Consider the following 584-nt stretch of genomic DNA (forward strand, 5'->3'; position numbering starts at 1 on the left):
GGAGCGATAGCGCCATGACCAGGGAAATGTTTGCCAGTGGTAGCCATACCAGCCGCTTTCATGCCGCGCATAAACTGCGTGGCTAGGGCAACGATCGCTTGTGGCTCCTCATGAAAGCTACGGTCACCGATAACTTGGCTGATACCATCTCTATCCAGCACGGGCGCAAAGCTCAAATCAATACCTACTGCCATCACTTCGGCTGCCATCAGATAGCCGCAGTCGTATGCGCAGCTGAGCGCGCGGCTTGGGTCGTGATTGAATAACTCACCAAGCCTACCCATAGCAGGTAGCGGTGTGAATCCTTCACGTAGCCGTGCGACTCGTCCGCCTTCTTGATCGACACCGATTAATATATCCTGATTGTGATACCGGATATCGTCACACAATGCGCGTACTTGGGCCGCATCAGCGACGTTGCGTCCAAACAGTATGACCCCGCCGACCTGTGCTTGTTTGATCAAGCTGACGTCTTCTGCGGTCAGTGCGGTATTATCGATATCAATCATTAAAACGCCGTACATTGCGTCATCCTTATTTTTTTGTGTATTGTTATATTATGGGGTTGACCGATCATCGATGTC

1 protein-coding gene is annotated in these 584 nt (G+C 51.4%); it reads right to left on the reverse strand.

Annotated elements, in window-relative coordinates:
- The coding region (gene nagZ / locus ACS8FC_RS19350; RefSeq protein WP_439297984.1) for a beta-N-acetylhexosaminidase at nt 1-524 on the reverse strand (524 nt) is incomplete at its 3' end.
- Between the last annotated feature and the right edge of the window lie 60 nt (nt 525-584).

The sequence above is a fragment of the Psychrobacter sp. 1Y4 genome (genome assembly GCF_051847555.1).